Origin of the sequence: Lactococcus sp. LG1267, from assembly GCF_017309545.1 — a bacterium.
GTDB lineage: Bacteria > Bacillota > Bacilli > Lactobacillales > Streptococcaceae > Lactococcus > Lactococcus petauri.
This window is the reverse complement of sequence record NZ_CP071295.1, coordinates 1,473,986-1,499,206: the sequence shown is the minus strand read 5'-3', so window position 1 is coordinate 1,499,206 and position 25,221 is coordinate 1,473,986. Positions and strand designations below refer to the sequence as shown.

Sequence of the window (25,221 nt, the reverse complement as noted above, 5' to 3'; positions counted from 1 at the left end):
TTTCTCTTTAGATAGTAACAGTTATTGAGGCTGCAATAATGATTAAGACCAGACCAATAATTGTTAGGAGCATTTCTTTTTTTGTTTTTCTTTGATTTAAGAACCAGATTCCTGTCAAAGTTGCTAAAACAACAGATGTTTGAGAAAGAATAAATCCAGTCGCCAAACCATTCATATCAGGTTGAGCAGAGATGAGATAAGTTAAGGCCGCAAATGCAAAGAAGAAACCGGAGATGATATGTTTGTATGATACACTTTCAAAGATTGCCATTTTTGACTTTTCTTTGAAAGAGATGACAATACTGTAAATAAGAGCAGTCAAGAGCATACCAATGGCTTGTGGGAGAAAGGCTTCTTGACCTGACAAGTTACTAGCTTGAGGTGCAGCAGAGTAGGCCCAATATCCAATCGCACCAAGCGCTAAGAAAATAACTACTTTTCTCAAAAGCCCCGTACTTGCAGGCGTTTTTTCTTCAGACCAAACAGTCAAGCTCGCACCAAAAATAATAAGTATAAGAGAGAAAGCTCCCAAAATTTTAGCACTAACACCAGGCCAGTTTCCCAAAGCAACAACACCCCAAAGTGATGCAGCTAAGAGTTGGAAAGCTGTCGTAATTGGCATTACTTTAGAAGAACCAATCAAACTAAAACAGTAAAAAGTTACGATTTGCCCTGCAGCCCAACCGATTCCAGATAAAATACCGAGAAATAAATCCATCCCTGAAGCTAAATGAATGCCTTGTGACATGGAAAAAACTAGGGCAAAAATTAGAGTACCTAAAGTTGAACCAAGGATTTGGTTGACGGGTTTCCCACCAATTTTTGAAACGATTGTTGGGTAAAGCCCCCAACCAAGAAGCGGGCCAAGGCCAATTAATAGTGCTGTTGTATTCATGTTTTTGTTTTTCTCCTATTTGTCTTTAAAATACGACATTGCTTTCTAGTAAGATGTTTGCGTAAGGTGTCATTTCTCCTGTACGGATAAAGGCATGACAGTTATTTAACTCTGCCTTCATATCGCTATGTGGAATAAATTCGACAGGTGTATTAGGTAAGCGATCAGTAATTTGAGTTAAAATTTTTGGGTTATTTTCTTTTATCTCTTCAGCAAGATAGATTTTTTGAACTTCAAGTTCTTCTAAAACGTTATTTAAGACGTCCATGAAGCTTGGAATACCATTATCTACAGCCAAGTCAATTTTTTCTGTTCCTCTTGGAACTGGCATCCCAGCATCACCAATGCTAAGCTTGTCAAAGTGACCCATTTGAGCAATGACACGTGAAATATCAGAATTTATAACTTTTGTTTTTTTCATTTGAAATACTCCTAATCCAGTTCATTTTTGTAAGGGATAGAGGGTTGTGCGCCGTATCTTTGTACAGTCAGTGATGAAGCTTTACTGCCATAAAGAATAGCATCCTCAATATTACTGAAATCAGCTTTTAAAACAGTGCTTAAAGCACCGATGAAAGTATCACCAGCAGCTGTTGTATCGACAGCCGCTACCTTGAAAGCAGGAATAATACCAGACTTGCCATCTTTGATATCATAATAAGCTCCCTTACTTCCTAAGGTGATAATCACTGCTTCAATACCAAGATTGTGGAAGTAATCAGCAGCAGCTTTTAGACTATGCTCATCTTCTACTTTTATTCCAGTTATGAGTTCAGCTTCAGTTTCATTGGGAATAATGATATCGGTTGTAGCTAAGAGCTCTTGTGGAATATCCGTTCTCGCAGGTGCTGGATTAAGAATAGTTCTAACATCATTTTCTTTAGCAAGCTTAAAGGCAGTAACTGTACTGTCAAGGGCACTTTCAAATTGGGCAATCAAAAAATCGCTGTTGGCAATAATATGCTTTGAGTTTTCAACGTGATCCGATGTAAATGCATTATTCGCCCCTGAGAAAATCATAATGCTGTTTTCACCAGAATCATCCACGGTAATAAAGGCTTGACCTGTAGATTGGCTTTCTAAGAGTTGGACAGCTGAAGTATCTATATCTTCATACTCTAAAAGCTCACGCATCATTTGTCCAGCACCGTCTTTACCAATGGCACCGATAAAGAAAGTATCAGCGCCAGAACGCTTTGCTGCTACCGCTTGGTTGGCACCTTTACCGCCACCGGCAGTAAAATGTTCTTTTGCATGTAAAGTCTCACCTGGTTTCGGCATATTGCTTACTCTCAAAGTTGTATCTAGGTTGATACTGCCAATAATTGTGATCTTATTCATTTTAGTTCTCCTTTATTTTTCTTGTACTGTCACGTTCAACATAAGAAACTTTAAGTTTAATCTGTTTTTGGTCAATTGGCTGATGGTTTGCCATTTTATAAATTAATTGGGCCGCTTCATGCCCCATTTCATAAGCGGGTTGATGAATTGTTGAAAGAGCGGGATAAACGTATTTGCTCATCAAAATATCATCATAACCAATCAGTTGGATATCTTCAGGAATACGTTTATTTATGCGATGAATCTCCTGCATATATGCAACCGCATGAACATCAGAAGGCAGAATAATCGTATCAAGAGTGTTTTGTTCTTTGAGAAGTTTTTCTGCTTCCGCTTGGATTTCCAAAAAATCATAGCTCATACTTTGAAAAACTTGATAGTCCACCGCTGCTTGATTTAAGTAGGTAATACTAGAACTAAAGCGTTCATTCGTATTATCCGTTGTCAATGGTCCTCGAACAACTGCAATCTGCTGTGCTCCTGCTTCTACTACAGCCTTGGCAGCCAGAAATCCGCCGTGGCTGTTGTCAGAGAAGACACCAAATTCACTTTTCTTACCTACACGATCCACAGTTACTGCAGGTAAATCAAACTCAGGAAATTCTTCCTTAAAGTCAACCGTTGTGATGACACCAGCAGCATTGCTTTGAACTAAAAACTGAAGATAGGACTTGATGATTTCACGATCTTCACTAACATTCCCTAAAATTAGTTGGTAGCCTTTTTCTCTAAGAAATTCTTCCACTCCTTTCGCCAACATTGGAAAGAAGGGATTAGAGATATCAGGCAATAAAAGACCGACCAAGTTACTTTTTTTACTTTTTAGAGACTGAGCCGAGATATTTGGTGAGTAATTCAAGTCTTGAATCGCATTTTTAATCTTTACCTCTGCTTCTGCGCTAACATATCCGTTATGTGTGATATATCTTGAAACTGTAGACACGGAAACGCCAGCTTTCGAGGCAACCTGTTTGATTGTAGCCAATAGACCTCCTTGTGACATAATGTGGAAACGTTCTCACATATTACTTAACTATTGTAATAGCTTGCTGTAAATATGTCAAGCATAAACTAAAAATTATTAGATTAATTAAAAAACGTAAAAAAAGAGCCTCAAACTTGGCTCTTTCTGCTTTTTAGTCATAAAGATAGAATAAATCACTAGCAATTGTGGGATAGGCCATGATCATATTTTGAAATTTGTCCAAATTAATAGCTTGATTAATACAGAAATTCAAGATATTTACAAGTTCTTCTGCCACTGTCGAGAGAAGTGTCGCTCCAAGAATTTCATTTTTATCATTTACAATAACATTAATTTTTGAAAGAGGATCAGCTATGCGTTTATAGGTATACCAATCCGTCATATCTATGTTTCGCTCATTTTCTTTATCAAGAATTTTGGTTTGACCAATTTGGGCGAGTTTGCTAGATCCAAAAATAACAGTAGGAATGGCCGGATATTTGATACCTTCAATTTCACCGTCCTGTGCAAAATAACGTGCAAGGTATCTGGCTTCAAAACCTGAAACAGGGGTTAGTTTGGGTTGTTTTTTATCTAAAGCATCTCCGATAGCATATATATTTGGATTATTAGTTTGTAAAAATTCATTAACTTCAATACCTTTAGCCGTTGTTTTTACACCGACAGCGTCGAGATTTAGGTCTTCAATATTTGGAATACGCCCGACTGCTGAGATAACACCATCAGCAGTGACTTTGCGATTGTCTTCACTAGTGATTTTGATTCCTGAGTCAGTTTGTTCAAGCCTTTCAGGCGAAAAATTATCAATAAAGGAAATGCCTTCGTTTTGTAATTGCTTAATATACGAGGCTGCAAATTCATCCGCGAAACCTCGAATTTTTAGTGCACCGTGTGTGAGAACAGAAACCTCAGCTCCCGCTGCATTAGCGATTTGCGCTAATTCAAGTGAGACATAACCCGAACCTAAGAAAACAAGACGTTTGGGAAGTTCCTCTAGCTCTAAGAAGTCATTGGAAGTCAGTAAAAACTCATTACCCGGAATATCCAAAACCCTTGGTCGTGCACCAGTTGCTAGGATATAGTTATCCGCAAAGTATGCCTTATCCCCGACATCTAGATGTCCATCGGTCTGAAAACTTGCCGAGCCATAAACAGTCTTAATGCCTGCGCTTTTCAATCCTTGTTCAGTGCTTGAAGGAATGGCATCACTGTATGCTCTTTTTCGAGCTAGCATTTCTTGCCAATCAATTCTAAGGTTACCGTGTAAACCAGCAGATACGAGATTTTCTGCTTTATACTTTGCTTCGACAAGTGCCATCATAATCTTTGTGGGATCACAACCATAGTTCGGGCACGTTCCGCCCCATTTATCCTTTTCCGCAATTAGGACAGATGCTCCCTGCTCTTTGAGTGCATAAGCTAGTGCATTCCCTCCAGGTCCTGCACCGATAATAATATAGTCATATTTTTCCATATCTGCTCCTCCAACTTTCTCTTAAATCCATCATAATAGGAAAAAAGCCAAAACGCGAATGTTTTGACTTGTTTTTCCTATTTTAAAACGTCTTGTAATTCTTCTTTGTGGGTTCTAAAATACTTTGCCGCATACGGGCAAGTCGCTTGAAGTTTGAGATTTTCTTTACGTGCTTTCTCAATCCCTGCTTTTAAAAGTAGTTGAGCAAGACCCTGGCCTCGATATTCAATAGCAACACCTGTATGAGTGATAACAATATTATTGCCCATTCTCATAAATGTCATCTCGCCGATGCGTTCATTATTGTCATTGTACAAGATAATGTTGTTGTCTTCTTCAACAGTTTTCATAGTCTTCCTCTTTTCTTCTTACTTGATAAATTTTAGTGCACCAGATGGACAACGATTGATAATCTCTTGATTATCAAATTTTTCTCCATTATCTGGGATAATCCATGGTCTGCGCCCCACTTCCCATACAGCTGCATTACCACGTACACATTCTCCTGCATGCTCACAAATTTGAGCATTATAATAGATATCCATTTCCTTACCACGATAACGTCGGTAACCTGCTTGATCCAAGTTTTCATCAGTTGTTGCTTGATTATTAATTTTTGAATTGTCCATTTTCCCCCCTTAATGTGATTAGAAGCCTCCCAAGTCTGTCGCCTTTCCTGCCTCAACTAAACCTTCTTCCTCCATATAAACAGCAAAAGGTTGTAATTTTTCAGCATGGAAACGTTCTTTGAAAGCATCAATAGTTTCTTGTGGATATTGTTTAGGATCAAGCTGCAGACGTTCCACTGGAATAGGACTTTCACCCGTAATTTTAGCATCAATAAGTACAGGTAAGCCTGATTCAACCAACTTCATTGCTTGGGCAAAAACATAGTCCAACTCTTCGACTTTGTTAACTGTAAAGCCATGAACGCCCATTGCCTCAGCAACTTTTGCAAAATCAATCCCAGTAAATTCCACCCCAAGATAACCTTTATTAGTCGTTTCTTGCTCATCTTTGATAAAACCAAACTGTTGATTAGAGAAAACGACATTAATAATTGGTAACTTTTCTTGAGCTTGAGTTGCTAAATCTTGCATAACCATTGAAAAAGCACCATCACCTGAAAGTGACCACACTTGACGATTAGGGAAATCTAACTTGGCCGCAATCGCACCGGGAAGCCCAACACCCATTGTCGCAAATAAACCAGAAGTGCGCCAAAGTTGACCTTTACCCATATGCAAATGACGAACAGATGTCATCGTAACATCTCCAACATCAGTGGAAAAAAGTGCATCCTTTTTCGCGACTTTATTAATAGCATGATAGACCTGATAAAGATTCAACGGATTTTCTTTATCTTCTTCAAGGGTCTGCGTATAATTTTTCCAGTTGGCGATATTTTTTACATTAGCACGCCACCAAGGTGTCTCTTCTTTTTCCTTCATTTGCTGAGAGAGGGCTTTCACAACTTTTTTAGCATCTGCTAAAATGCTGAGTTCTGTCCGTTGTCGTTTGCCTAGTTTTGCAGGATCGATATCTACTTGAATCACGTGTTTCACATGTTCAAACATATTCGTAACATCGATAAAAGGTTGGTTCGTGCCCAGCATTAAAACCGTATCTGCGTTTGCAATAGCATCATTAGCTGGTTTTCTTGAAACTCGAGTAGGCGATCCAAGAAAAGCCTCAAAGTCATCATCCATAATATCAATAGCCAGTGCGGAAACCATTACTGGGGCTTTAATTTTTCTTGAAAGCTCCATAAGTTCAGTCCCTGCGCCACGCATCCCGATACCAGAGAAAATGACAGTACGTTCAGCATTTTGTAAAATTTGCATCGCTTGCTCAATAGTCTTTTGCTTGGGTTCAGCAAGTTCCGGTTGGATATAAGCTTGACTTGCATCAAACCATGAATCTTTTTCAATTTCTTGCCAACCCAGATCAACAGGAAGTTGAACTACAGCCACACCTCTTTTGCTGTAGGCTTGACGAATCGCTTCGTCAATAATATGAGGAAGCGATTGTGCGGTCATGACCACACGATGGTAGACTGAAACATCAGCATAAATTGGATCTTCATTCATTTCTTGGAAAGTATCCATATTCATTCCAGTAGTGCCAAATTGACCAATAATTGCCAACAGAGGAACATGATCTTCTTTTGCATCATATAAACCGTTCATTAAGTGTGTTCCCCCAGGTCCTGCAGAACCGAAGGCTACACCGATATGTCCTGTAAATTTAGCGTGCATACTTGCAGCCATCGCACCCACTTCTTCATGACGGACCTGAACAAAATGAATACGCTCTTTTTCTTCTAAGAGGGCATCCATCAAAGAATTAATGGAGCCACCTGGCAGACCATAAATATCTTTTACTCCCCAATTTTCAAGAACTTTAACTGCTGCAACACCAGCTTTTATTGTTTCTACCATTACTATTTCCTCTCATTTCTAAAAACTTAAAATATGAGTGACCGAAAATTAGATGACGAATTGCTGCTCTCTAGCGAAAGCCTTTTCATTTCAATATATCTTAATTATACTACGAAATAGTCTGAAAAGGTAAAGATACCCGAAAAATAACTTTTTAAGAGAGGATTTTCGGTACACTTTTTGATTTAACTTACTCAAATTTAAAGTAAGTCGGTGTTTTTGATAGCTTCAATATCTTTAGCACCAGCTAACTGCATGGTAATCGATAATTCTTTATTAAGATGTTCAAACACTGATTTAACACCCTCTTTCCCGCCTAAGTTTAAGCCGTAAAGTACGGGACGACCAATAGCAACAAGGTCTGCACCACTAGCTAAAGCTTTGAAGACATGCTCCCCACGACGTACACCACTATCAAAAATAATTGGGACACGTTTATTGACCACTTGTGCAATTCTTGGAAGGACGGTAAAGGAAGCTGGTCCTCCATCAAGCTGGCGACCTCCGTGATTAGATACCCAAATACCATCAGCACCAGCTGCAATAGCCTCCATCGCATCAACTGGATCTTGAATACCTTTCACGATAACAGGAAGATTTGTCCAGTTTTTAATTTTTTGAATGTCAGAGAGAACGAGACCTTGTTTTGCTTCCGCATAAATTTCAAAAATACCTTTTCCTACGCCATCCGACTCAGAAAATGCTGCCAAATTTGGCATTGGAAGTGGAAATTGGAAATGATTAATCACATCTTCTTCGCGATATCCACCTAGTGTAGAGTCAGCAGTTAAGATAATCGCTTTAACTCCAGATTTTACAGCTTTTTCAAGCAAGAACTGATTAAATTGGTCATCTTTACTCATATAAAGTTGAAAAAATTGCGGTGCTCCATTAACTGCTGCTGCTGCATCTTCCACAGATGTTGAACCATAAGTTGAAATAGAGAAAAGTGATCCCATTTCTTCCATGGCTTTAGCTGTATCAACCTCTCCTTCCATATGAGCTAAACCTTGTGCAGCCACCGGAGCTTGTATAATCGGTGTTTTAAGATCAATTCCAAAAATGCTGGTTCTCAAGTCTGCAGAATCAATTCCCCGTAACACACGAGGAGAGATTGTTTTAGTATTAAAGGAAGCTGTGTTTTCTCGCATTGTCCACTCATCCTCTGCGCCACCACGAATATAACCAAAGGCACCTTTATTCCCTTGAGCTTCCATACGATCTTTTACACGTCTCTCAAGCGAAGCAATATTTACGATTTCTACTTTTTGTTCATCATTACTAGTAACATATGCCATGGTTATTTCCTCTTTCTTTTCTATTATTTTTTCAAGTTTGTACTTTAAGCTACTGCGCTCTTTGTTTCTTGTAATTCAATTTGACGATATTCTCTCGAAAAGAAACTGCGCAATTGATCTTCATTAAATCCAGCTTGGAGCTGTGGACCTTTCACTAAAAGTGGTCGGCGAAGAAGCTCCGGATGTTGTGAGATGAATTTTGTCCACTCTTTAACAGTCATATCTTCTACATTGACGTTTAAATTTTTAAATGCTTGTGAACGTGTTGAAATGAGATCTTCAGTGCCGTTTTCTGTTTTAGCTAACAATTCACCAATCTCCTCTTCTGTCAAAGGATCAGCAAATAAGTTATGCTCTGTGTATTCCAGATTGTGGTTTTCTAACCAAACTTTTGCTTTCCGACAGCTGGTACATGAGGGAGTGTAGTAAAATTTAATCATCTTGTCTTCTCCATTTTATTTCTATTGTAGGAAGTGAAACTCACTTGCTCGAATTGTTTACGTTTGTAAACACAACTATATAATAACTCCTTTTCCTCAAAATATCAATAATTAAGTAATAAATACAGGTTAAATTTTTGATAGTTAAATAACAAGAACATTTCAATTAGATTTCTTAGGCTTTCCTTTCATATTTACAGTTGCATTTTTTTATCATAGAAGTTATAATAGAAAAGTTATAACTTTCGTACAGATAACATAGATTTATGTTGATATTATACAGAGGCGAAATTATTATTTTAGGATAATAATTTCGCCTCTTTTTGTTTAAATTAGGAGGACATTTAACTGCATGAATAAAAACAAACAATTTCATCTCTTAGGTGCTGTCATTGCTACCGGGCTCTTGTCTTTTTCAGGTGTATTAATCGAAACAGCGATGAACGTGACCTTCCCTCAATTAATTACTGAGTTTGGGCTAAGTACTTCCAAGATACAGTGGGTGACCACTATTTACCTATTAGCAATTGCGATTATTATTCCTTTGTCTTCGTACTTTAATCAGCACTTCTCGTCTCGTAAGCTCTTTATATCTGGGAATCTTCTTTTCTTCCTTGGTGTCCTGATTAATTGCTTTTCACCTAACTTTACCCTCTTGCTGGCCGGACGCCTTTTACAAGGTGTTGGAACCGGTATTGCTTTGCCTTTAATGTTCCACCTTATCTTAACCAAGGCGCCGCTTGAAAAACGTGGTTTGATGATGGGATTAGGAACAGTGACAACATCAATTGCACCGGCCATTGGGCCAACTTATGGTGGTATCATCTCAAACGCATTGGATTGGCGCTATATTTACATCTTTTTACTTCCATTAATCGTTGTATCCCTAATTATTGGTCTTTCTTCACTTCCAGAAGAGAAAAAACAAACGACAAAAAAACTGGCACTTCGACCAGTTTTGGCACTTTCTGTCATGTTTTTCGTCTTCATTTCTGCCTTGAGCGCCGAGCAAATTCTGACCTTTGTAATTCTCTTTATTGTTGGTATTTTAAGTGCCCTACTCTTTGTTTATTATAATCGTAAAGAAACACTGATCGAATTAGCTATATTACGTCATCATAAATTTGTTGCACTTCTCTTTACGCTTCTGGTTTATCAAGGTCTTCTTTTAGGTCTATCCTTTATTTTACCTAACTTTATCCAAGTTTCTGCGGGATATAGCTCTGCTGTGGCTGGACTCTTTATGTTTCCAGGAGCTCTTGTCGGAGCAATCCTCGCTCCAATTTCTGGGAAAATCTTGGATCAGGTTGGTGCGAAGAAGCCAATCACCTTTGGTTTATTAACTGCAAGCTTTGGTATCATTTTACTTTTTGTTTTCCTACCAACGCAATCACTTATTTTATTATTGATTGCACATATCGTTATGATGCTTGGACTGGGTGTTTCCTACAGCAACTTAATGACCAGCAGTTTAAGCACACTTTCATCAGAAGAGCTCTCAGACGGAAATGCATTGGTTAATACATCACAACAATTTATCGGAGCCATTGCAACTGCTTTGGTAGCCAACATTCTCTCTGTCTTTCAACACGCTCAAGGATTTAAAGAAGGCACTCAATTTGGGACATCAGTCATTCTACTCATGTTCTTCGTATTAGTAATTCTGGGACTCTTTGCAAGTTATTCTGCATTGAAAAATAAGAAAAAATAAAAAAAGAGCATTCCTGTGCTCTTTTTTTATTTATGTAAAACAATCTAAAGACCATCTAACTCATTATTAAAACTTAAGCCCAGACACTTTTTAATTTCGGTTTACATATTTTTATTTATGTAAATAATTATTATACTGTAGCATCCGATAATTTAAAGGTGACTAAAGTTTCTGCAGGATAGGCTGCCAACTGACTGGCGAAGCTATCGTCATCATCTTTTTTGACTTTAGCTTTAAGATTGATGCTTACCTTATAGTGTTCTTCGGATAAGATATCATAAAGTGAGCGGAGATCTGAAATGTCTTGGCTACTTGCCTTAGGCAATACCGTATATTTTGCATATTCGGAATCAAACCATGAACTTTCTTTCTCAAAATCGACGGGCGAATTTTCATTAATCTGAAGTTTGACAGTGATGCTGTAATCATAGCCTTGTTGCTCAATCATTTTAGCAATTTTTACCATATCTTCATAAGTTCCTGAAGCTTTGAGTTTCAACGTTGCTTTGTAAGTTATACCAGCAAGTTCAAAACTCTCCGCAATTTTAAATGGATCTTGTTCACTACCTTCTTTGTCTACTTGTGGCGGGAAAAAGTTAACTGAAATAGAATAACCTTCAGTTAGAAGTTGCTCATACTGTTTAATGACTTCTTCTGCTTCCAAGTCATCCATGTATTCATTAAATGTACGTTCTGTTAATTTATTGCTCTCAAGAGCTTCTTCTTTAGGGTATATTATTTTTACTTGATAAGTCATAAATGTATTATATCAAAAAAAGAGAGAGACTTGTTAATCACTCTGAACTTTTCTGCTTTTAGCTTTTTAATCTTTTCGTGTCACTTTACCATGCCATGACAGCATTCCCCCGGTCACGTTTGTTACGTTGTAGTTCATTTTTGAAAGTATTTTAGAGGCTTTTTTCGATCTCATCCCTGATTGACAAATCACAAAATACTTTTTGCCGGGTACTAGTGATGCACCAGAAACTTGCCCTAAAGGGATGTTTATAGCTCCTCTAATATGCCCTTTTTTATATTCATAAGGTTCTCGTACATCAATAACTTCTTCTTTTGTCTGATTATTTCTCAGATGTGTAGCAAGCTCTGTTGTTGTTATACTTTTAATTTTAGTAAATAATCCAAACATCAGTTCTCCTTACTGGCCAAACAACCGTCCCAAGCATTTGTACCGCCCAAGACATTAATAGCGTCGATATTATTTGCAGCGAGCCATTGTGTCACCTGTGCTGAGCGAGCACCCGATTGACAGATAATATAGCTTCCAACATTAACTTCGGCAATACGGTTTTCGAACTCACTCATGGGGAGATTACGTGCTGTTGGTACATGTCCAGCTTCATATTCATAAGCTTCTCGCACATCAATAATATCAGCTTTGTCCTTCATTACTTCTATTAATTCTTGCATTGTAATTGTTCGCATTTACTATTTCCTTTATTTTGTTTATAACACCATTATATACCCTATAGGGTATATAATCAAATTTAATGCTTCTATTAAAAAAGACATAGTTTTCTATGTCTTTTATTTTATCTCTTATTTTGTTGAAAATTTACGGCTGCACCTATGAGATTGGCTGAATTACGATAGTGGCAAACCTTAATCTCAGGCAAAAAAGGCGGTATTTCTAAAGTCTTAATTATTTTGTTCAGCTGTTTATTAAGTTCTGGAACCAGCCACTCCGCTTGTGAAACTGCCCCACCTATGACAATGAGTTCAGGATCAAAAGCATACTGGAGATTATAAATACCTTTAGCAACATTAAATGTAAAGCGTTCCATCTCCTCTTGTGCAAGAATATCCTTTTCTTGCATAGCTCTCCTAAAGACTTCTTGACCTGTCACATTTGTATTACGCCGTTGATTGTAACGCTTTGCCATGTTTACTGCTGTTCCCAGTTCCGAAAAAGTATGTTTTTCATCCATCAACATAAAACCAAATTCACCACCAAAAAGATGTTTCCCGTGTTGAATTTTTCCATTGAGAACAACAGCTCCACCTACTCCTGTGCCAAGTACTAGAAAAAGTACATTTTTTAGATGCTTTGCTGCTCCAAAAGCAACTTCGGCAAGAGCAGCACAATTGGCATCATTTTCAATAGTCAAAGTTAAGCCTAACTTTTCTTCTAACGCGTGTTGGATATTAAAGCCGTGAATATAAGGCAATGCGCTGAATCCTTCAATATAGCCTGTTGATTGATTCACCGCTCCAGGAGAGCTCATCGCAACACCAGTAATATTTGTCCTCTCTTGTCTCATTTCACTCACAATATCCTTCAGACAGCTGTAATAATCTTCGAGATTATCGGGGGTTTGTTTCGACTTGACTTCTCCTAATTTCCCTTCAGAGAAAAGACTATATTTAATGTTGCTTCCACCAACATCAATTGTTATCAGTGCCATTATTTATCCTCTTTCAGTTTTTGTAACAGTGCTTCTTCAATGTCAACACTTGAGCTTTCTGAAACTTTACGATACCAATGTGCTGATTTTTTTAGTTTCTTGATTTGTCTGTGAATATCTAGAGAAATTAATCCATAGCGGTTTTTATAGGAATTACGCCAACTCCAGCAATCTATTGGTGTCCATGTATGATAACCTAAACAAGCTGAACCTTCGACCATTGCTTGGTGTAAATAGTAAAGATGTTCCGTCATAAATTGAATACGATAATCATCTTGGATAACACCACTTGTATCCTCAAAACGCGCTTCATTTTCAACACCCATTCCATTTTCGGAGATGAACCAAGGAATGTTATTATAGTACTTTTGTATCGTTTTTGCTATTTTATAAATCGTCTGTGGGTGAATCTCCCAGCCTCTGTCTGCATTCATACGCACGCCTCTTTTGTTAAAGGATGCATAATATTTTTCAGGTAACCAATCCTGAGCCAAACTGTCACTTGAAAACTCTGGCTCTTGGACTCGACTTGGGTGATAATAATTGACGCCTAAAAAATCCACGGTATTGTGCTTTATCACCTCAAGCTCTTCAGTAGTGCTTTCCCACAATACACCATCACGCTCTAAAATGTTAACGAGTTCTTGTGGGAAATGTCCTTTTACTGAAGCATCTAAAAACAGTTGGTTTTGCCATAAATCAGCAAAGTGAGCCGCTCTGAGGTTCTGTATTTCCTCGTCCTTAGCATAATTAGGCGTTAAGTTGAGAATGATCCCAATCTGAGCTTGGGCATTCTTATTAATTTTTCTAAATCTTTCAATCGCTAAACTGGAAGCTAACTGCAGATTATAGGCAACTTGAACTGCTTTTTTACCATCTTTAAGGTCGGGATAATGGAAACCTAAAAGATAGCCACATTCAACAACTACTATTGGCTCATTATGTGTAAACCACTCCGTTACTCGGTCGCCAAATAAGCGGAAACATTGCTCCGCAAACTGAGCAAAGAGTAGCGCCACTTTTTTATTTTCCCATCCGCCATATTTATGGAGAAGCTCTACAGGCAGATCAAAGTGATGTAAGTTCATCATGGGCCGAATTCCGGCAGATAAGAAAGTATCGATTACGCGGTTATAAAATGCCACTGCTTGAGGATTAGTCTTCCCAGTCTCAAAATCCTCAATAAGTCTGGACCACTGAATACTTGTTCTAATACTGTTGAGTCCAGCTTTCTGCATCAAACGGATATCTTCTTCGAAATCATTGTAAAAATTACTGGCAGTATCTGGACCAATTGAGCCCCAAAATCGTTCACTAAAATGATCAAAGTCATAATCAAAAACATTGTCGTGTTTTTTCTTGAAACGTCCTTCAGTTTGTGGACCACTTGTCGCTGCGCCCCACCAAAAGTCTTTTGGAAATTCTATTTTCATTGTTCTGCTCCTTCTACTTTCCTTCTTCTCAAATAGAAGGATTTATACTTTTTCAAAAATAGACCCTAGAAAAAGTAAAATTTCCTAGAATCTCATCTATTTTTTATTCAAAAACGGAAGTCTACTTCATGAGTTGTAATTCATACATTGGGTCATATTGAGGACTTACACCGTCATTGGCAAAGTTATCGCTTGATCCAAGCAAGACTTTATTAACTTCATAAATTGACCGAGCTTGATTAATTCTATTTAAAACGGTTTGATAATTCTCTGCTCCTTGTCCAACACGCTCCCAATGATGTAGTGCTGTATTTTTTGTCTCTTGGAGAGTAAAGCCTTTGGCCTGTAAAATGGCTGTTTTCGTCCAAAGGAAGTTAGAAGGCACAATATGATTTAGATCAAAATTGTTATATGTTCTTCCATCACGGTCTAAGGCATAAAGAAACATGCCATACAGTTTATTTTCTGCTGTATATTTTGCTACTTTGTAAATATTACTTTCTTCGTAAGGTTCTTTAGCATCGTACCATCTATTACGGTCTTGCTCTTCCGGAAAGGCTAAACCAGGCATAAATTGTTCTTTTGGAGTTACCCCGGTATAATCTTTTATTGCTCTGGCTGTGCGTGTGTCATCTGACCCATATTGTTGGTAACCAAGATATGTAAAACTGTCAGCAACGTCTTTCAAAGGATTGAGATTGGAGCCATTGGTATCATAAACAAATACAGTTCCGTTCTTTGCGAGAGGCCCAATATATTTTGATAATGCTCGAATAACACCATTTGACAGAGCAATATCTGTAGTACTTGGATACGTTTCCATGTCAATATCTAAGCCATCAAGTCCGTATTGGCGTACATGCTCGTCTAACAATTGATTCGCATAAGCATCAAATTCTTCTGGGGTTGGAAAGTTGCCTGCATATGGAATTTTTAAAAGCTCTGAATAATCTATTGCCTTAGTCAACTTTACACCTCGAGCATGTAAGTTGGGGACATAAGACTTTTTAAGCTTTTCAAAAAAGGGGGCAGCGGCATCTTCTTGACCTTGAGGGACATAGCTAAAAACATTGACAATATCAATTCCATAAGGAATATCATCCATGCTTAACCAATTTTCGTCTGTAAGGCTGGTATTGACACCTTTCATTTCCTTATCACGCCATGCACGGTAGTAGACCATAGTTTTCGCTTGCTGGCTGTCTTCTTGTGCCTGCGCAGAGATTGGACCAAAAATAAGCATACCAAGTCCAACTGTAAGCAAACCCAAAATATAGCGTTTCATTTTTTTCATCTTGCCTCCTCCTTAAGAAAACATTTTTAAAAATTTTATTTGTTTTGACTAAACTTTAAGTACCGAAAAACCAATTGACAATAGGTCATGTTTGACCAAGAGAACCATTCGCGAGTGTAATTATTTGGATTGTCCACATCAATCCCCTCATGGCACTGACCAGTTCCACCATCTGTAGCAACGATTGTCTCTATCTGTTTTTTCATTTTGTCTATATCGTTTGTTGTCAATCCTTCCATAGCTAAAGCTATTGGCCATACATAACGTGGCGGCGTATGTGGGCTACCGATGCCATGCAAATATTGTCCCACATAATAATAAGGATTTTCTTCACTTAAGCATTTTTCTCTCGTTTTTGTATAAAGCGGATCTTCTGTTTCACAATAGCCGAGGAAAGGCAAGGAAAGTAGACTTGGCACATTTGCATCATCCATAAAGAGTTGTTTACCTAAACCATCAACCTCATAGGCATAATAAGGATTTTTTTCAGACGAAACTAGACCATAAGTTTGAATTCCTTCTGTTATTTCTTCTTGCAGTTTCTTTATTTTTCTTTTTAATCTTGGAGAGTGATGCTCCGGAAGCAGCTCTAGAAGTTGACCCAAAACCACTAAGATAAAGCAATTCCCTGGAATAAAATAACCGTACTTACACGCATCATCACTCGGTCTAAAGGCGCTCCAGACCATACCTGTATAACCAATTGGTTCTCCACGTCCTTCATGAGATAGTGTATCGGATGGCGGGCAATTTGTTCTTTTAAAAATATAGTCTGAGCTTTCATGATGTTGCTCCGTAATAAAAGTGTCGAGAACAAGTTCAACTGTTGCCCAATAATCTTCCTTAAGGTGTTCGCTATAGCCTGTATGCTTGTAGAGTTGATAAGCCAGGAATAATGGTGCACACAAGGAGTCAATCTCAAATTTTCTTTCCCAGACTAAAGGCGATATTTGAACATTAGAGACATCTTGACTATAGTGATTGTCTGTTGGTTCTTTATTAAAAGCATTGGCATAAGGGTCATGATTAATATAGCGTAATTGTTGCCTCAACACACCGTGAACCAAAGATGTTATCTCCGGAATAGAATCCGCCATTTCCAAATATGGGAGTATTTGAAAGGTAGAATCTCTTAACCACATTGCCGGAATATCACCTGTGGCCACAAATATTTCCCCATTTTCACGTACTGAAACGGTGTTTGAAATAGTATCCACTATGGCATCTTGAAAAAGTGATGTAGCTCGGTCATCCCATAGACGAATTGTCTCTGCATGTTTTTGAATCTTGGAGATTAACTCTTCTTGTTTTATCAACTCCTTTGTCCTCCTACTATTTTTTGAAAAAGATACCATAAGTTCTAATTTCACCTGGTCTAAATTCTTCCATTATGAGCTCTTCGGCAGAATCTTCAAGATTGCCAATAATTTTACCTTCCAAGTTTAACAGCTTAATTGTTGCTGGATCTTGAAGTTTGATGATTCCCGGCATATCTTGGGCAGTATCACAGGGATTATAGAGCCGTAGTTGTATTCCTCTTTGATCGATACAAGTTTCCATGCTGCTGAAGGCTACTTCACTATTTGCTAAAGCTATTACCTGTTGCTCTTTTAATTCTAGCTTCTTCTTGTTTATAGGGAAATATTCTATTGGTGTGCTAAAACGATTGATTGTCTGTGTTTGGTAATATATATTTTCCTGTGTAGTGAGTAGGTATTGATTTTGGAGAGCTGCAGCATTAAAATCAGTGTCTATCACGATATTTCCTTCAAAGAAAACTTCCCCTAAAAGTTGGCTATCAGGTGTTTCAACCTCTCTGTTTTGCAAACCAGAAGCATCTCCTGGTCGTCTTTGTGTATCTGGTCTTCCTAGGTAACCCACGCCTCTAAATATGGTAATGGCAAGCTCTTGCTGCTCCTTATTAAGAACTTGGAAATCTTTTGTTCCTTTACTTAAGAAACTCCAACTTGTCTTCGTATCATGAAGATTGGCGAAGTGAATCATCGGACGCATGCTTGTGGGTTCTTCTTTATATCCTCTTGCTCGCCAATCTTGCAAGTGCTTTTCTTCAATCGGTCGATTGATAATACCAAAAGGTGTATCACTGGTCGAAAACTCAGACTGAACATCTGTTTTAAGTACTAGGCGTAAACGATGATCAAGCACTTGATTATTCACATTTAGTCTAAGCTGAATCCGATTATCCTGCTTATTAAGCTCTAAAGTTAATATATATGTGACCTGTCCATCAAGTTGTCGTTCTTTCCGTGATGCCAGGTTATAAGGAAGTTTCCATTCGCCTTCTACAATTATTCGGCTTAGTAATTTTCCTTGTTCCACATGAGAAGTTTGACTGTTATTAAAGTTCAGATTTAAGATCCAATCCGCAAAGGCTGGTGAATAATCGTAGGTATCTCCTTCATCTCCTCCATCTTCAAAAGATAGAAAATCTAAATATTTTTTACCATTCTTCTTAAGGCAAAGATTGAACTTTCCCTCAGTAAACTCAATCTGATAAAAATCATTTTCAATCCTTGTTGCCTTTAGCAGTGTTTGAGCCTTTTCTTCCTCGGCACTAACATGATAATGCACATAGCCCATGGCTGGTAAAGTGCATTCTACTGCTATTGTACTAACATAGTAAGATTCATCAAGCATTTCCTCAGGATTTCTGCGAAGCAGTGCTGCATTTTCCATTACTTGCTCAATAATCTCAAAAGCTACCTTCTCTCCCCTGTCGTCAGTGAGTGAAAAATGTTTATTTTGTGTAGAAAGTTTGACTTTCTTTATCACTTTAAGCTCAAAAGGAAGAGGATTCCACATGAAAAGACTGTCTTCTTGATTCCTATTTAGTGAAATACTTAATTTTCTGAGCAAGTAGTCCATACAAGACTGAGCTTCCTGTAGGCCATTTATCCCACGCATATAGATATCGCGGTTAGTTTTATCACTATTACAACCACCAGCACTGTCGTGTGCTTGACCGCGGCTTACTATCTTCCACAAGCTATCTATTAGACCTTGTTTAACAGGAATGCCATAACGTGCAGCTAAAACAGACATTGGTTCTAACTGATAAGTTAGGAGACGCTCAAGTTGATCATAGACTTGTTTTAAGTCATAACGTGATGAATAAATACCACGGTGAATTTTGGAATCTATTGGCTCAATAAACTCGCCCTTGATATCTAGAAATTCTTGGGCATCTTTTTCGAGTGCCTTGAAAAATTGCGGGTAGTTACTTTCAATAAACACTGTTGATTCTTCAATTTCTTGATTTGCCTTATCGATCCTTGTTTTTAAATTAAAATCAACTGCACGCTGATCCCCTCCCACCGGTAAAAGATGCGCGTTGCTATTTGTATGTGTTGATATTCTTTCAACCAGGTCTGAAAAATCATTCTTTTCTACTAAATCAACTCCCGCATAGTAACCATTTTTAATATTGGCTGTCAGTACTTTTGAACCATCATTACTTGACCAATAAAAGTAGCGCGTATTCGCTTCATTCGGCATTCCGCGCCAAAAAAGGGCATGTTGGATATCAAAGCCATGATAGATTTTCGGCATGTCTTGGCTTTGTCCGAAAGAATCTGGCAAGTAGCCAATTCTCATAGCGCTGCCTAGTTCTTCTGCTTCACGAATACCAATACGTAGATTTCTCACTATTGATTCCCCAGAAGTTGTCATTTCATCAATTTGTGTGAACCAAGGTCCGACGAAGAGTCTGCCCGCCTGGACAAATTTTTTCAGCTGTTTTTCTCTTTCAGGAAAGAGACTGAGATAATCTTCGACAATTGACATTTGACCATCTAAAGTATAAAAATCCAACTGATTACTTTCCAAAGCTTCTAAAACTTCATCCATGTGAAAAATAAATTGCACACGTGCTTCTTGTCTTGTAAAATACCATTCAAAATCCCAGTGAGTATGTGCAACAGTATATACTTTTTTCATGGGTACTTTCCTCTATTTCTTATTTAAATTCTATTCTGCACTGAGCATTGCTGCTTGTTCAGCACGTTCTTGTTTTTGGTTAAGAATTACAAACGGTGCATATAAAACAATGTCTAAGACAACCAAAACAAGGGTCAATATAACCGGACTAATATGGAAGGCTCCTAAAACCCAGGTACTGATAAAGATAGGTTCATTTCCTGAATTCAGGACGACCAGAGGAACAACCCAGCCAATAGATGTTACAATATAAGCGATAACAGCGTTAATCATTGGGACAAGCACCCAGGGGATAAACATTAACGGATTAAGAACGATAGGAAGGCCGAAGATAACCGGTTCATTTATCCCAAAACATCCAGGTATTAAAGCAAGTTTTGCCACTTCACGTTCTTTTTCGCCTTTCTTCGTAAAGATAAGCATCGCGATAATTAAACCAAAGGTCGCACCTGAACCACCAATCATGGCATATACGTTGGTCATTGTATTTGGCGCAATAGAAATGCCAGCAAAACTTTGTGTTTCAGCAAATTTTGCTACATTTTCTAAGAAAATAGGGAGCCAGAAAGCTGATACGACACCCCAAACGATATTGAAACCATGAAGGCCGAGGAACCATAAGATTTGTTGGAGTAGAATAACGATGAGAATGGCAGGTAATCCCGTACCTACTGTTAGCAAAGGCTTAATAAGTACTTCAGAAATCATTTGTAGTAATGACACATAACCCAATGATTGTAGGGCAATCCGAATTGCGCCAAAGATTAACAGTACACCACTAATCGGAATTAATGAGAAGAAAGAATCAAATACATTTTGTGGCACATTGCCGGGCATTTTGATTGTAAATTTACTTCGTGTAAATCGTGCAAATAAAGCCACGGCAATTAAACCAACGATGAGGGCTGTAAACATCCCTTCATAGCTGAAAAATGAGGTTGAAAAACCTTCAACAATATCCGCTTTCGGATCCAAATAATTAACGTTATTGGGTACCATCACGAAATATGCTGCAAAGGCTAGCAAAGTTGCAATGATTGGATTAAGTTGGCTGTTTTTTTCATTTCTTTTGAGCTCGAAAGCATAAGAATATGCTGAAGAAAAGACCACAATAAGCGCAACAATACCTAAGGTCGCATTTCCGATATAACCAAACAGATTACTGATATTCGTCAATAAAGCATTATGAATATCTTGGTTTTTAATAAGGGCATCAAGCTGCATTTTGATCAGATTAGAGAAGGAACCTACAACCGTGAACGGTATTGTCCTTACAAAGGCATTTTTAATGGCCTGTAAAATCGTATTCCGCTCCACCCAAGCAGATACTTTTAGTAATGGTTCTTGAAACTTCTGCACATCAATTTTCATAATACGCACTTCCTTTTTCTTTTTTTAGAAGCCACTTCCATCAAAAAGAAACCGCTTCCGTTTTTTATTATATACATTTTTTTAAAATTTGTAAAGATGAATATAAAATTAATGTAGACAAATCATAGAAAATGTTATATAATATATATACAAATCATAAAAAGCGAGGTATACAAATTGTACAAATACCGTGAAATTTACGCTGACATCAAACGAGACATCCTGACCAACCATTATCGAGCGGGAACGCTTCTCCCTACACAAGAATTCTTTGCTGAAAAGTATAATGTGTCACGTATTACTTTAAAAAAATCTCTCACTTTATTAGAAAACGAAGGCTTAATCTTTAGTAAACAAGGCTCCGGAACTTATATTCGTCCGAGAGTGGAAGAAACCACAGAGCTTCTACCTTTAGATTTACCAATTGGTGTAACTTATTCGCATCGTGATCAAGAGATTAAAAGTAAAATACTCTTTTTTGATGCGCGTTTACCTTCAACAGAAGAGCAAAAGCATCTTCTATTGAATAAAACAGATCCGGTTTACGAATTTAAACGTCTTCGTATTTTGAATGGCAAAGCTTATAGTTTTGAACATGTTGTCATGCCAAGTTATATCGCTCCCATCACCGAAGAAATCTTAGAAGGCTCTGTCTATGACTATCTGGGACAGGAAGCAAAACTACAGTTAGTAGATGCTAAACGTGTCATTTACGCCGATCAAGCCGATGAGGAAGTGAGCAAAAATTTGGAGATTGAACGTCATTCGCCCGTCCTCGTTATTGAGCAAACTGCTTACGACCAAAAAGGACATGCTTTTGAATTTTCTAAATCCTACTTTATCAGTAACCAAACCAAATTTGCACTTGATATTCATCTCAAAAAGAACTAAAGCGATTAAAAAGCCACAAATTTAAAAATGTTTGTGGCTTTTTAATCTTCATTTGTAAACAATGCCCTCATTAGGCCGCCCTTATATTATTGAAAAATAAATAAGGACGTGCTATAATGTTCTTGTTATAATATAAGGAGAAACTCAGGTGTTAAAACTAACAAAAAATGAGCAGGATTATCTTAAGGCTATTTATACCTTGGAACGTGCGGGAGATGATTCAGCTGTCAGTATACAACTTATTGCAAAAAAATTATCTGTTGCTGCGCCTAGTGCAACTGAAATGATTAAAAGATTAGCAAAAAAACAACTTGTAGACTATGCACCATATCGTGGTGTAAATTTATCAGAGCAAGGCAAGGTTCAGGCTCGCTTTATTATTAAAAGCCATCGTGTTTGGGAAAGTTTCTTAGTGGACAAACTTGGCTATTCTACAGAGGAAGTTCATGATGAAGCTGAAAATTTAGAACACGCCTCTTCGCCAAAGCTTGTGGAATACCTCTATGCTTTACTAGATTATCCTGCTGTTGATCCACATGGTTCAACCATTCCTTCAGAAGTGTTTTGGAAAAAAAATAAAGTAGAAATTCCGCTAAAGCAAGCTGAGGAAAACAAAAGTTACTATATCACGACTTTAAACGAGGAAGCACAAGCCTTCTTTGAAAAGTTAAACATTAACATCCCGCACTTTATTCAGATTATTGAGCGGCTTCAGGATGGATCAATTATTCTAAAAGAGGACAATGGCCAAGTTTCGGTTATTCCTCAATTTTTACAAGAAAAAATCTTACTAATGCAAAGAACTGGAACCGTTGCTTCTGCTTTAGAAAACGAAAACACCTAGACATTTTCTCTTATATTAACAGTAATATTAAAAAACAATGTTGAATATAGTTCAACTTAGAGAAGGTAAAAATGAATGATTTTAAAAATCAACCACATAAGTTGATTTATCATACAAACGGAAAGTCTCTCCAAGAGATTAACGGCACAGTAAAAGTTCCAAAAGATGGTAAGTTTTTTAGGACACTTCTTGCATATTCAGGACCTGGAGCTTTAGTGGCTGTGGGTTACATGGATCCGGGAAACTGGTCAACCTCAATCACAGGTGGACAAAATTTTCAATATTTATTGATCTCTGTCATTTTGATGTCAAGCCTAATTGCTATGCTCCTTCAGTACATGTCAGCAAAACTTGGGATTGTTAGCCAGATGGACCTCGCCCAAGCTATCCGTGCACGTACCAGCAAAACTTTAGGAATCATCCTATGGATACTTACAGAGCTTGCGATTATGGCAACAGACATTGCAGAAGTTATTGGTGCAGCAATCGCACTGTATTTACTTTTCGATATTCCGCTTATTCTAGCGGTCTTCATTACGGTTTTTGATGTCTTTTTACTCTTGCTCCTCACAAAAGTAGGTTTTAGAAAGATTGAAGCTCTTGTTGTGTGTCTAATATTAGTGATTTTATTTATTTTCACCTATCAAGTTGCTTTGTCTAATCCCGATTGGAAAGGAATTGTTGAAGGTTTTATTCCAAATACACGGACCTTTGCTACTTCCCCTTCTATTGCAGGAATGACACCTTTAACAGGAGCTCTTGGTATCATTGGGGCAACTGTAATGCCACATAATCTCTATCTCCATTCTTCAATTTCACAAAGTCGTAAAATTGACCATGATGACGATAAAGATATCGCTCGAGCTGTTCGTTTTTCAACTTGGGATTCTAATATCCAATTGAGTTTAGCTTTTGTTGTTAATTCGCTATTGCTCATTATGGGTGTTGCTGTATTTAAGACAGGTGTCATTGACGACCCTTCATTTTTTGGCCTTTACGATGCCCTTTCGACACCAGATTTATTAAGTAATGGTGTACTTGCGGATGTTGCTAAGACAGGTGCTTTATCTACCTTATTTGCCGTAGCTTTACTGGCTTCTGGGCAAAATTCGACAATCACGGGGACTTTAACAGGACAAATCATAATGGAAGGATTTATCCATATGCGGATGCCAATGTGGGCGCGTCGTCTAATCACGCGCTTACTATCTGTCGTTCCTGTCTTGATTTGTGTTACGATGACACGTGGCTACAGTCTAAAAGCACAGCATGAAGCCATTAACAATCTCATGAATAATTCGCAAGTCTTTCTTGCATTTGCACTGCCCTTCTCCATTATTCCTCTTCTAATGCTTACAAATAGTAAAAATGAAATGGGTAAATTTAAAAACAATTGGATTGTTCAACTCTTTGGTTGGTTCTCTGTCATTGCGTTGACTTACCTTAATCTTATTGGTCTACCAGACCAAATTGAAAGTCTATTTCCTAAGAATCTTGCCTATCTTGCAGATGGAACCGCAATTCTACTTATTGTTTTAGTAATTGCTTTACTCATTTGGACTATATTTGAACTTTACCGAGGCAATAGAAAACTCTCACTGCTTAATCAAAAACTATCAGATTCATAAATAAAAAAAAGCTATCACCGATAGCTTTTTTTTATTTAACCATTACTTGGTAAGAAAGGGATGATTGACTCAGCAAAAGCCTCCATATTACGGCTTTGAATCATGATTTTACCACGACCTTTAAATTTGTTGACAAGCCCTTCACCAGTTTTAAAACCAAAAGTTCCAGAAGCGACTTCGATTGAATAATCAAGCGTTTTGCTCCATGCAAGGACGTGATGATTGTCCACGATATATTCTTCTGTACCATCTAATTCAATTTCGACAATATCACCATAGCCATTAACTAACATACGGCCATTTCCTTGTGTTTCCATAACATACAGACCACCAGTTCCACCAAGAAGAGCTCCACTTAGTTTTTGTCGTTCCATCGTATAGTGAACATCCCCATCACTTGCAAGGAAGGCCCCTGTATTCAAACGCCATTGTTCTTGACCAATATTAAGTTCTTTCACAGCACCCGGAGTAGCTGGCGCCAAAGTGATTTGACCATTAGCACTGCTTGATTTGACTTTAGTGATAAAGAAACTTTCACCACTTGTTATTGAGCGCCCAAGAGCTTTCAAGGCGCCACCAATACCACCTCTCCCATTGCTATTCATCTTACCTTCAAGCGTAACTGAAGGGTTGTGGTAAACCATTGCTCCTGACTCAATCTGAATTTCTTCCTTATCTTGCAGGGTAACATGTACAAGTGGAAAAGCTGATGTTGAGCTCAATTGATATTCCATAAATTTGGGCCTACTTTCTCATTTTTTCTAATTATAACATAAAATTAAAGAGAGTAAAAAG

The 25,221-nt window shown here is 37.8% G+C and carries 24 protein-coding genes; 4 read left to right on the top strand and 20 right to left on the bottom strand.

Features of this window, described 5'->3' with window-relative positions; translation table 11 throughout:
* Nucleotides 1-7: 7 nt before the first annotated feature.
* From rbsU to spx, 10 genes are all read right to left on the bottom strand, one after another.
* Complete coding sequence (gene rbsU / locus J0J33_RS07345; protein ID WP_019292290.1) at nucleotides 8-895, bottom strand: ribose/proton symporter RbsU; 888 nt, start codon at nucleotides 893-895, stop codon at nucleotides 8-10.
* Nucleotides 896-920: 25 nt separating this feature from the next.
* The gene (gene rbsD, locus J0J33_RS07340; protein WP_019292291.1) at nucleotides 921-1,316 is read right to left on the bottom strand and encodes a D-ribose pyranase; all 396 of its coding nucleotides are present in this window, start codon (nucleotides 1,314-1,316) and stop codon (nucleotides 921-923) included.
* An 11-nt stretch (nucleotides 1,317-1,327) separates the two neighbouring features.
* Nucleotides 1,328-2,236 carry a ribokinase gene (rbsK, locus tag J0J33_RS07335; protein ID WP_019293914.1) on the bottom strand — a complete coding sequence of 303 codons (909 nt, stop codon included), beginning with the start codon at nucleotides 2,234-2,236 and terminating at the stop codon, nucleotides 1,328-1,330.
* A 1-nt stretch (nucleotide 2,237) separates the two neighbouring features.
* Nucleotides 2,238-3,221 carry a LacI family DNA-binding transcriptional regulator gene (locus J0J33_RS07330; RefSeq protein WP_019293913.1) on the bottom strand — a complete coding sequence of 328 codons (984 nt, stop codon included), beginning with the start codon at nucleotides 3,219-3,221 and terminating at the stop codon, nucleotides 2,238-2,240.
* A gap of 151 nt (nucleotides 3,222-3,372) precedes the next feature.
* A complete protein-coding gene (locus J0J33_RS07325; RefSeq protein ID WP_206889093.1) occupies nucleotides 3,373-4,695 on the bottom strand; it encodes an NAD(P)/FAD-dependent oxidoreductase in 1,323 nt (440 codons plus the stop codon).
* A gap of 77 nt (nucleotides 4,696-4,772) precedes the next feature.
* Nucleotides 4,773-5,045, bottom strand: a complete 273-nt coding sequence (locus J0J33_RS07320) for a GNAT family N-acetyltransferase (RefSeq protein ID WP_019292295.1) — start codon at nucleotides 5,043-5,045, stop codon at nucleotides 4,773-4,775.
* An 18-nt stretch (nucleotides 5,046-5,063) separates the two neighbouring features.
* A complete protein-coding gene (locus tag J0J33_RS07315) occupies nucleotides 5,064-5,324 on the bottom strand; it encodes a (4Fe-4S)-binding protein (protein WP_019293910.1) in 261 nt (86 codons plus the stop codon).
* A gap of 18 nt (nucleotides 5,325-5,342) precedes the next feature.
* Nucleotides 5,343-7,136 (bottom strand): pyruvate oxidase, encoded by a 1,794-nt coding sequence (spxB, locus tag J0J33_RS07310; protein WP_206921647.1) that lies wholly within the window; start codon nucleotides 7,134-7,136, stop codon nucleotides 5,343-5,345.
* 200 nt (nucleotides 7,137-7,336) lie between these two features.
* Complete coding sequence (locus J0J33_RS07305) at nucleotides 7,337-8,434, bottom strand: lactate oxidase (RefSeq protein ID WP_019292297.1); 1,098 nt, start codon at nucleotides 8,432-8,434, stop codon at nucleotides 7,337-7,339.
* Nucleotides 8,435-8,478: 44 nt separating this feature from the next.
* Nucleotides 8,479-8,874: a transcriptional regulator Spx gene (gene spx / locus J0J33_RS07300; protein ID WP_019292298.1), complete on the bottom strand. Its 396-nt coding sequence runs from the start codon at nucleotides 8,872-8,874 to the stop codon at nucleotides 8,479-8,481.
* A 352-nt stretch (nucleotides 8,875-9,226) separates the two neighbouring features.
* On the opposite strand from spx, the gene J0J33_RS07295 reads away from it, so the two are divergent.
* Nucleotides 9,227-10,585 carry an MFS transporter gene (locus J0J33_RS07295; protein WP_206889087.1) on the top strand — a complete coding sequence of 453 codons (1,359 nt, stop codon included), beginning with the start codon at nucleotides 9,227-9,229 and terminating at the stop codon, nucleotides 10,583-10,585.
* 130 nt (nucleotides 10,586-10,715) lie between these two features.
* Here J0J33_RS07295 and J0J33_RS07290 read toward each other — a convergent pair whose 3' ends face one another.
* From J0J33_RS07290 to J0J33_RS07250, 9 genes are all read right to left on the bottom strand, one after another.
* Nucleotides 10,716-11,342, bottom strand: coding sequence for a hypothetical protein (locus tag J0J33_RS07290; protein ID WP_019292300.1), 627 nt, complete (start codon nucleotides 11,340-11,342; stop codon nucleotides 10,716-10,718).
* Between the two features lie 66 nt (nucleotides 11,343-11,408).
* Complete coding sequence (locus J0J33_RS07285; RefSeq protein WP_019293906.1) at nucleotides 11,409-11,732, bottom strand: rhodanese-like domain-containing protein; 324 nt, start codon at nucleotides 11,730-11,732, stop codon at nucleotides 11,409-11,411.
* Entirely contained in the window at nucleotides 11,732-12,028 is a 297-nt protein-coding gene (locus J0J33_RS07280) for a rhodanese-like domain-containing protein (RefSeq protein WP_019293905.1), read from the bottom strand. The genes J0J33_RS07285 and J0J33_RS07280 overlap by 1 nt, the downstream gene beginning before the upstream one ends.
* A gap of 107 nt (nucleotides 12,029-12,135) precedes the next feature.
* On the bottom strand, nucleotides 12,136-13,008 hold the full coding sequence (locus J0J33_RS07275; protein ID WP_165719613.1) for an ROK family protein: 873 nt from the start codon (nucleotides 13,006-13,008) through the stop codon (nucleotides 12,136-12,138).
* Nucleotides 13,008-14,441: a glycoside hydrolase family 1 protein gene (locus J0J33_RS07270; RefSeq protein WP_206921646.1), complete on the bottom strand. Its 1,434-nt coding sequence runs from the start codon at nucleotides 14,439-14,441 to the stop codon at nucleotides 13,008-13,010. Before J0J33_RS07270 ends, J0J33_RS07275 begins: the two co-directional genes overlap by 1 nt.
* Nucleotides 14,442-14,562: 121 nt before the next feature.
* On the bottom strand, nucleotides 14,563-15,735 hold the full coding sequence (locus tag J0J33_RS07265; protein ID WP_019293902.1) for an endoglycosidase: 1,173 nt from the start codon (nucleotides 15,733-15,735) through the stop codon (nucleotides 14,563-14,565).
* Between the two features lie 35 nt (nucleotides 15,736-15,770).
* Nucleotides 15,771-17,090 carry a glycoside hydrolase family 125 protein gene (locus tag J0J33_RS07260; RefSeq protein WP_029343505.1) on the bottom strand — a complete coding sequence of 440 codons (1,320 nt, stop codon included), beginning with the start codon at nucleotides 17,088-17,090 and terminating at the stop codon, nucleotides 15,771-15,773.
* Entirely contained in the window at nucleotides 17,068-19,692 is a 2,625-nt protein-coding gene (locus J0J33_RS07255; protein ID WP_206889086.1) for a glycoside hydrolase family 38 C-terminal domain-containing protein, read from the bottom strand. The genes J0J33_RS07260 and J0J33_RS07255 overlap by 23 nt, the downstream gene beginning before the upstream one ends.
* Before the next feature lie 30 nt (nucleotides 19,693-19,722).
* Nucleotides 19,723-21,063 carry a PTS sugar transporter subunit IIC gene (locus tag J0J33_RS07250; protein ID WP_019293899.1) on the bottom strand — a complete coding sequence of 447 codons (1,341 nt, stop codon included), beginning with the start codon at nucleotides 21,061-21,063 and terminating at the stop codon, nucleotides 19,723-19,725.
* Between the two features lie 177 nt (nucleotides 21,064-21,240).
* On the opposite strand from J0J33_RS07250, the gene J0J33_RS07245 reads away from it, so the two are divergent.
* From J0J33_RS07245 to J0J33_RS07235, 3 genes are all read left to right on the top strand, one after another.
* Complete coding sequence (locus tag J0J33_RS07245) at nucleotides 21,241-21,954, top strand: GntR family transcriptional regulator (protein WP_061413122.1); 714 nt, start codon at nucleotides 21,241-21,243, stop codon at nucleotides 21,952-21,954.
* A gap of 148 nt (nucleotides 21,955-22,102) precedes the next feature.
* Nucleotides 22,103-22,798, top strand: coding sequence for a metal-dependent transcriptional regulator (locus tag J0J33_RS07240; RefSeq protein WP_019293897.1), 696 nt, complete (start codon nucleotides 22,103-22,105; stop codon nucleotides 22,796-22,798).
* Nucleotides 22,799-22,869: 71 nt separating this feature from the next.
* Nucleotides 22,870-24,426 carry an Nramp family divalent metal transporter gene (locus J0J33_RS07235; protein ID WP_019293896.1) on the top strand — a complete coding sequence of 519 codons (1,557 nt, stop codon included), beginning with the start codon at nucleotides 22,870-22,872 and terminating at the stop codon, nucleotides 24,424-24,426.
* 35 nt (nucleotides 24,427-24,461) lie between these two features.
* Here J0J33_RS07235 and J0J33_RS07230 read toward each other — a convergent pair whose 3' ends face one another.
* The gene (locus J0J33_RS07230) at nucleotides 24,462-25,160 is read right to left on the bottom strand and encodes a TIGR00266 family protein (protein ID WP_206889083.1); all 699 of its coding nucleotides are present in this window, start codon (nucleotides 25,158-25,160) and stop codon (nucleotides 24,462-24,464) included.
* Between the last annotated feature and the right edge of the window lie 61 nt (nucleotides 25,161-25,221).

What these genes read in the sequence shown, in the direction of transcription:
- rbsU (WP_019292290.1), bottom strand. Translation starts at nt 895, where the DNA reads ATGAATACAACAGCACTATTAATTGGCCTTGGCCCGCTTCTTGGTTGG.
- rbsD (WP_019292291.1), bottom strand. Translation starts at nt 1,316, where the DNA reads ATGAAAAAAACAAAAGTTATAAATTCTGATATTTCACGTGTCATTGCT.
- rbsK (WP_019293914.1), bottom strand. Translation starts at nt 2,236, where the DNA reads ATGAATAAGATCACAATTATTGGCAGTATCAACCTAGATACAACTTTG.
- J0J33_RS07325 (WP_206889093.1), bottom strand. Translation starts at nt 4,695, where the DNA reads ATGGAAAAATATGACTATATTATTATCGGTGCAGGACCTGGAGGGAAT.
- J0J33_RS07320 (WP_019292295.1), bottom strand. Translation starts at nt 5,045, where the DNA reads ATGAAAACTGTTGAAGAAGACAACAACATTATCTTGTACAATGACAAT.
- J0J33_RS07315 (WP_019293910.1), bottom strand. Translation starts at nt 5,324, where the DNA reads ATGGACAATTCAAAAATTAATAATCAAGCAACAACTGATGAAAACTTG.
- spxB (WP_206921647.1), bottom strand. Translation starts at nt 7,136, where the DNA reads ATGGTAGAAACAATAAAAGCTGGTGTTGCAGCAGTTAAAGTTCTTGAA.
- J0J33_RS07305 (WP_019292297.1), bottom strand. Translation starts at nt 8,434, where the DNA reads ATGGCATATGTTACTAGTAATGATGAACAAAAAGTAGAAATCGTAAAT.
- spx (WP_019292298.1), bottom strand. Translation starts at nt 8,874, where the DNA reads ATGATTAAATTTTACTACACTCCCTCATGTACCAGCTGTCGGAAAGCA.
- J0J33_RS07295 (WP_206889087.1), top strand. Translation starts at nt 9,227, where the DNA reads ATGAATAAAAACAAACAATTTCATCTCTTAGGTGCTGTCATTGCTACC.
- J0J33_RS07290 (WP_019292300.1), bottom strand. Translation starts at nt 11,342, where the DNA reads ATGACTTATCAAGTAAAAATAATATACCCTAAAGAAGAAGCTCTTGAG.
- J0J33_RS07285 (WP_019293906.1), bottom strand. Translation starts at nt 11,732, where the DNA reads ATGTTTGGATTATTTACTAAAATTAAAAGTATAACAACAACAGAGCTT.
- J0J33_RS07280 (WP_019293905.1), bottom strand. Translation starts at nt 12,028, where the DNA reads ATGCGAACAATTACAATGCAAGAATTAATAGAAGTAATGAAGGACAAA.
- J0J33_RS07275 (WP_165719613.1), bottom strand. Translation starts at nt 13,008, where the DNA reads ATGGCACTGATAACAATTGATGTTGGTGGAAGCAACATTAAATATAGT.
- J0J33_RS07270 (WP_206921646.1), bottom strand. Translation starts at nt 14,441, where the DNA reads ATGAAAATAGAATTTCCAAAAGACTTTTGGTGGGGCGCAGCGACAAGT.
- J0J33_RS07265 (WP_019293902.1), bottom strand. Translation starts at nt 15,735, where the DNA reads ATGAAAAAAATGAAACGCTATATTTTGGGTTTGCTTACAGTTGGACTT.
- J0J33_RS07260 (WP_029343505.1), bottom strand. Translation starts at nt 17,090, where the DNA reads ATGGTATCTTTTTCAAAAAATAGTAGGAGGACAAAGGAGTTGATAAAA.
- J0J33_RS07255 (WP_206889086.1), bottom strand. Translation starts at nt 19,692, where the DNA reads ATGAAAAAAGTATATACTGTTGCACATACTCACTGGGATTTTGAATGG.
- J0J33_RS07250 (WP_019293899.1), bottom strand. Translation starts at nt 21,063, where the DNA reads ATGAAAATTGATGTGCAGAAGTTTCAAGAACCATTACTAAAAGTATCT.
- J0J33_RS07235 (WP_019293896.1), top strand. Translation starts at nt 22,870, where the DNA reads ATGAATGATTTTAAAAATCAACCACATAAGTTGATTTATCATACAAAC.
- J0J33_RS07230 (WP_206889083.1), bottom strand. Translation starts at nt 25,160, where the DNA reads ATGGAATATCAATTGAGCTCAACATCAGCTTTTCCACTTGTACATGTT.